Source organism: Bartonella sp. AA2SXKL (assembly GCF_042197205.1).
GTDB lineage: Bacteria > Pseudomonadota > Alphaproteobacteria > Rhizobiales > Rhizobiaceae > Bartonella.
This window is the reverse complement of sequence record NZ_JBHIRN010000189.1, coordinates 1-284: the sequence shown is the minus strand read 5'-3', so window position 1 is coordinate 284 and position 284 is coordinate 1. Positions and strand designations below refer to the sequence as shown.

Genomic DNA, 284 nt, shown 5'->3' with positions numbered 1-284 from the left:
ATATAATTATTACAACTTTTGTGCGTGACTTGCTTTCTGTTAGTGGCCTGTTGCTTGTCATGTTCATTCAAAACTTTACGTTAATCACTCTTACTTTAATAGTAGGACCACTCGCCTTTTTAGGGGTTCGAATGGCTTTAAAACGTGTTCGCCGTCTAGTGGAAAAAGAACTTCTCTCACTTGGTGAAATTATCAAAATTGTGCAGGAAAGTACCATTGGTATTCGAGTTATTAAGGCTTTTTCATTAGAAGAACTAATGAGAAAACGTATGAACAAAGCCATT

The 284-nt window shown here is 35.9% G+C and carries 1 protein-coding gene; it reads left to right on the top strand.

The window, feature by feature from the left end:
• The coding region (locus ACFINS_RS10615; RefSeq protein WP_375706251.1) for an ABC transporter transmembrane domain-containing protein at positions 1–284 on the top strand (284 nt) is incomplete at both ends.